The organism is Zooshikella ganghwensis DSM 15267, assembly GCF_000428585.1.
Taxonomy (GTDB): Bacteria; Pseudomonadota; Gammaproteobacteria; order Pseudomonadales; family Zooshikellaceae; genus Zooshikella; species Zooshikella ganghwensis.
On sequence record NZ_AUAF01000210.1, the window covers coordinates 1 to 5,956 of the forward strand.

The following is a 5,956-nucleotide window of genomic DNA, read 5'->3' on the forward strand; positions in this document are numbered from 1 at the left end:
GGGTCAGGGGTTGTCATTTCAAACTAATAAAAGTCGAGCATCGCGTTGAATTAAATAATTTAATATTTTTTAAAATAAAACCTTGGTTTTAATTTTTTTATAGTCACTGCTCTTAAGCGATAAAATGAGTCCGTCGTCATTAAAGCTAACTCCCATAACGAGCCATGTATTCATGATCCACTTTTTTGGGGTTGGTAAAGAAACGTCGAATCATCGGCTCAAAAAAAGATAAAGGCTCCCAGTCGTAGTTGGGATCAAAGCAGTTTTGATCATATTCTTCACAGAAACGTACACACTCTTCAAACCAGGGAGAATCACGGAATGCATCACGCGCATTGGGGTCTCCACCACAATGATGCGCATAATAATACAGCTGAAATACACCGTGATGCTTGATAATCCAGTAGATTTTATCTGATACAAAAGGTCTCAGAATTGCAGCTGCCATCTCACTATGAGACCAAGGCGCAAGGCCATCGCCAATATCGTGGATCAGTGCAGCCATCACCATTTCTTCAGTTTCACTATTACGAAAAGCGCGAGTTGCTGACTGTAATGAATGCTCTAACCGATTCACCTGGTACCCTCCCAAGGTATATTCTAATCGCTTCAGGGCTTCAATGATTCGATCAGGCAAACCTGCTCGGAACTGCTCTTCAAGGCTATCCAGGTATTCTAGCTCTTCTTTGGTACTATCACTCAGGCGTGTAAAGTTAACCGTTTGCATACTAACTCCATCTTTCTTTTAGCACTAATAAGTTTGCTGTGTGTTCGGAAAAATGGAGACCTATGCTAACCGAGGAGACTCCGTTTATCAAAAGTGCTCGCATCACTCATCTATTTACATAATCATAGAGAGTAAATAGCTTTTACGGTAAGGCAGACATATGTGGCTCATCATCCTTGGCATTTTATAGTAACAGCTACTATTGAGATTCGAGAAAAAGAAACCAATACCGTCAGTCTTTTTGACTATGTAAACCCACTCGATTTTTTGGATATCAAAAAAGATACTACGCCTACGCTGTTTTGGACAATTATTATTATTCAATATTGTATGGGAATAGGTCTTATTATTTCAGGCTTAAAAAATTTATAACACGAAATAGCAATGAAAAAGATAGAGCACGTACTTTAATCCACAACCACCCGCTTTTTGCAAACCCACTCTCGTCGAGACTGGTTTTGAGACTACTCGTTAAAATACAGACACTGATGATGAGTATGACCGTTCATCCGTTTTTTAAAACAGCCACTTGTTTGAATACGACAAGCTGTTTAAGATAAGCGCCACCTAGCCAATGCGCTGCGACATAATAACTAAGCTAGGCACTCGACCAGAGAGAAACTCGTTACGCAATCCTTTTAAAGCTCTTTTTGGCTCTAAAAGGACCCTCAATGAAATTATCTGCTTTCATTCTTTCAAGCTCTGCATTACTCATCTCTTCAGCAAGCTCAACTATTGTACTTGCAGAAGGCAATAATCAGTACTTCGGACTCGATAAAGCTGAATATAATTTCTTAAAAAATGCAGCAGGCTGGACTGACAAGGAAATTGAGACTTTTTCAGCGAAAAGACTTGGCACAAAAGCCAGCACAAATAACAATCATAAAACGGTGACCACCGCCACTGAAACAAGTACCTCCACATCGATTAAACGTACTTCATCTTGTAAAGGTTCAGGCAGCTGTTCAACGTCTACTTCTGTGTCATCCACTGAAATACAACCAAGATCTAGCCAGAAAAAACGTGCTACGAGCACACGGTTTACTGACAACAACCGGTCTAATACTAATAGTCAATGGAGCTCTTGGTTTAATAACAGCAACCGTCATAGCTCACGCTTTGCTCATACAGAAGAAACAAGGGTTTCTACACCCAAACGCTCTCAAACCTTTACTGAAGTTAAAACGCCCTCCTCAATCACTCGCACCGCTTCATGTGAAGGTTCTGGAAGCTGTTCCAGCTACACATCGGTGTCTACCACTGAGCTAGCGGCTACAACAAACAACCCTCAGCCACAAAATGAAGTCAAAACCAATAGTCTTAGTGCTGACTGCTCAGCGTTTGCCGATATGGGTAGTACACTCAATGGTTGGATGCTGACTGAGTATGACTTTTTCGGTGACTACACTCAGTCCGAGTTAACAGCGATGACATCATCAGAGTGTGCAGGCAAGCAGTATTTCCTCATCAGTGACTCAGGTTATGATGGGAACAAGGTAACTTTTCGAAGCCACCGTGTTGAAGGGGCCCATAAAACCCAGCCTGCTCAATTCACCTTTTGGCTAAGGGCTGCAGATGCCCACAGCTATCAATCCGTAGACTTCGAGTGTACGCTAAGTAAGCGTAATGCTAAGAAGTTAGGTAAAAAGCTACGAACCTATCCTAAACAAGGTGTTGAGCTGAAAGCGGATGAGATTACTAAAGTAACTCTGGATGGCTCATGTGATAGAGCGTCTGTTTTCTCTTCCATTTATGGTGATTTCCAAATTATTAATGTTGAAGCAAGGTATTAATCCAAACACCATACAATAATTAATAATTCATCAGGTCTACCCATCGCGGCACAGGAGTGCCGCTTTTTTTTAATGTCAATTTTTTCTCAAAAAATAACATCATTTAAATATAAAAAGCCTACGAAACAAGGAGTTTTAGGCTAAATACCCTGCCAATAAAACGCACCTTTAATGGTGATACTCAAAAATATCTAATGCTTAATACATTTGTATCAACACCGTTACACTAAATATTGAGATATATCTCTCCTTTTATTTAAAACGTACTTCCTGCTTTTTTTGGTATTGATTAAAATTTAATCAATACGATTCAATACCGTTCTTCGTTACTTTTCATAAGCAATGTAGAGATTATCCCCGCAGAACAAGACAAGCCATCATGGTAATGGCCTGTTTTGATTGTTGCACTATAAATGTAAAAGGAAGACACATGAAACTCTCAACACTTATTTTTTCCAGCTCTGCTTTATTATTTTCAATGGCAAGTGCAAATGTTGTGCTTGCTGAAGACAATAATCAATACTTTGGATTACACAAAGCTGAATATAATTTCTTAAAAAATGCGGCGGGTTGGTCTGATAAACAAATTGAATCTTTTGCCGCTAAAAAACGTGGTAAAAAAGTCAGTGTTAATCAAAACAAAAATACAGTGACGGAAAAAAGAACACCCACATCCATTACGCGCACCTCTTCTTGCAGTGGTTCAGGCAGCTGCTCAACATCTACCTCGGTTTCAACGACTGAGCTGACAACGTCTACCAATACCGCTCAGACATCCAGCACCACCACAGATTGCTCAGCATTTGCTGAAGCTGGCAGCAAGTTGAATGGCTGGTTCCTGACTGAATATGATTACTTTGGTGACTACACTCGTTCAGCGCTAGCACCTACCACCGCTACAGAATGTGCCGGTAAGCAGTATTATCAGGTTAGCGACTCCAGTTATGATGGTAATAAAGTCACTTTCCGTAGCGCTAGTGTTGAAGGCCCCTATAAGAGCCAAGCCGCACAATTTACCTTCTGGCTACGTGCCGCTGATGCCTATAGCTATCAGTCCATAGACTTTGAATGTGCACTTAGCAAGCGCAATGCAAAGAAACTAGGTAAAACCTTACGCACTTACCCTAAGCAAGGTGTAGAGCTTAAAGCCGATCAAATCACTCAGGTGACGCTAGATGGGCCTTGTGATAGGGCCTCAGTCTTTTCTTCAACGAATGGTGATTTTCAGATTATCAATGTTGAGGCCAATTATACTGTAGGACCTTCAAGCACCACCAATACAGCTCAGGTAAAACCCACCGTTGCAAATACCAAAAAAACACAAACTACCGAAGAGAAAAAATCTACGAGTGCAACCACTTCATCTCAGCCAACCTCGTCAAAGGTTAAGTCCCTGACAAACAGCGCGAATAAGCAACCTGTTACTGCAGTTGCTACCAGCACTCAACATACAGCCACTCATGAAGATCAATGTGACCTTTATAGTAATCGTCACTTGTTTTTAGAGGGTTGGGTAAACGCAGACAGAGTATTGTATGGCTATGAGCCACAAGAGTGTCCAGGTAAGCGCGTGTATGAGTTGTCAGGCTCTTATGAAGGTGGGCATGGTGATCCAGGGCATAAACTTCGCTTCAGTACGCGTAATGCAAAGAAGAATGCTCAACTTACCTTCACACTCCGTGCACAACAACCTAACACAGAAGTGACGGTTTCTTGTATGACACGTTTTCCACAAAAACGCTACACCAAGCAATTAGTGGAACTTAACGCGAATGAACTGACTACATTCACTTTAGATAACCAATGTCACAAGGCATCACTCTATACGAATAACTTTGAAACCATCGAAATTATGGATATTCAAGCAACTTACTAAATAAACGTAGCACTCATCATGGCAGTGGTATTAATCATTTAATACCACTGTTATTATAGGTTATTGCTATGTAAGGATGTGTGCTTTCTACAATACTTAATTCAGGGACTGTAGCCTAACGATGTTGCTCCCTTAACAAAGGGTAATTTCTTATTAACCATTATAAGCTACCCCAAGCCAAAAACGGCAACACGGTTTGTTATAAAAGGCATATGGCTATGGATACACGATTTTTAGAATTTATACTGATCATATTGACATTTTATTGTATCGTTTTCTTAATTGCGCTAGATATTTATTTTATAATTGAGTTCCACTTGACTGTTTTTATCCCTCTATTTATTTTTTATATTGCATTCCAACGAACATTCAAGCGAAAAAAGCAATAATCTCCCTTAAAATAAATCGTCTTTTGATGCGTTGCTATCGGTAGCACAGAATGATATGCACTCATTTGTTATGATCATCAATACATACGCTATTTAATAATAAATAGATTTTGGGTAAAGGGAGTTCAACCATGAATAAGCACACTGAAGCGATCATATTTTTTAATGCCCTAGGCATTTGTAAAGAGATGCTGATGCCTGAATTTGAAGCCATACTTGACGGGGTTGTTTGTTTAGATGAATTGCAAGGGCAGGCTGTTAAGTGTGCCTATGTGCAAATTGATGAGCACTTACAGATAATAGCCATCGTTTTGTTCCTACTCGACTTTGATCAAGAGGGAATGGCTGACCGTCAGTGGAATATACCTTTTAAGAACTTATTGTCAACCGCTGGCCAAGGACCTAATTGGGGGGCGGGCCCCATTAAGTTAGTGACGCAAACAGTTTGCACCAATGATACATATTACGCGAGCTTATGGGATTCTGGCACAATAGAGTCAGCCGATGAACTCCTGCTTATTAAAGAGGCTATAAAACGTAACCGCTTAAGGATTCAGGGTCAAAAAACGGCAACAAAAAAAGAAGTGGCACCACAAGAAAGGACAGGTGATCAGAATATTTTGAAGATTAAACAACAGATAGCCCAGCTTAAACAGTTGTTTAATGATGAACTAAAGCGTTATCAACAAGCGCTCAACAAAGCTAAACAGGCGAATGAAGAGCTTGTGAGTCAAAATCAGGCGCTATCTATGCGACTAGAAACACAAAAACAACAGTTTGAAGACCGCAATGATTACCTGACACAATTACTAAAAAATGCTGAACGAAAAAATCGTGCAGAACTTAGCATCATGCAGCGCCAGATTGAGTTGAGAAGAAAGGTCCAAACATACCCAAGCAAAGTCTCTAATACCCCTGCATTTTAGAGGTTTAAGTTCGGTCGATTAAGTCGATGTAACTTGTAACCACTCGCTAAAATAGCCGATACGCAGGGTTATCGGCTATTTTTTTGGTTTTCTATAGTGTTTGATCATTAATTAACCATGACTGCCGTGCAATAAGCCTCCTTTTTTTAATTTTTTTTGTATCAAATGATCCATCGCACTTGAACGTGAGCAGATACTCACTATAATGCGCAAACTTTGCTCAATTATACTGATACTGTCGTCAC

At 40.1% G+C, this 5,956-nt stretch carries 5 protein-coding genes; 4 read left to right on the forward strand and 1 reads right to left on the reverse strand.

Annotation, left to right across the window (positions count from 1 at the left end):
• Positions 1-145 precede the first annotated feature (145 nt).
• On the reverse strand, positions 146-727 hold the full coding sequence (locus tag F607_RS0124055; RefSeq protein WP_027710097.1) for an HD domain-containing protein: 582 nt from the start codon (positions 725-727) through the stop codon (positions 146-148).
• Positions 728-889: 162 nt separating this feature from the next.
• Here F607_RS0124055 and F607_RS0124060 point away from each other — a divergent pair, with 162 nt between their 5' ends.
• From F607_RS0124060 to F607_RS0124075, 4 genes are all read left to right on the forward strand, one after another.
• Entirely contained in the window at positions 890-1,099 is a 210-nt protein-coding gene (locus F607_RS0124060; protein ID WP_027710098.1) for a hypothetical protein, read from the forward strand.
• Between the two features lie 299 nt (positions 1,100-1,398).
• The gene (locus F607_RS0124065) at positions 1,399-2,520 is read left to right on the forward strand and encodes a hypothetical protein (protein WP_027710099.1); all 1,122 of its coding nucleotides are present in this window, start codon (positions 1,399-1,401) and stop codon (positions 2,518-2,520) included.
• A gap of 430 nt (positions 2,521-2,950) precedes the next feature.
• Positions 2,951-4,396 carry a hypothetical protein gene (locus tag F607_RS0124070; RefSeq protein WP_027710100.1) on the forward strand — a complete coding sequence of 482 codons (1,446 nt, stop codon included), beginning with the start codon at positions 2,951-2,953 and terminating at the stop codon, positions 4,394-4,396.
• Between the two features lie 520 nt (positions 4,397-4,916).
• Positions 4,917-5,711, forward strand: a complete 795-nt coding sequence (locus tag F607_RS0124075; RefSeq protein ID WP_027710101.1) for a hypothetical protein — start codon at positions 4,917-4,919, stop codon at positions 5,709-5,711.
• Positions 5,712-5,956 lie beyond the last annotated feature (245 nt).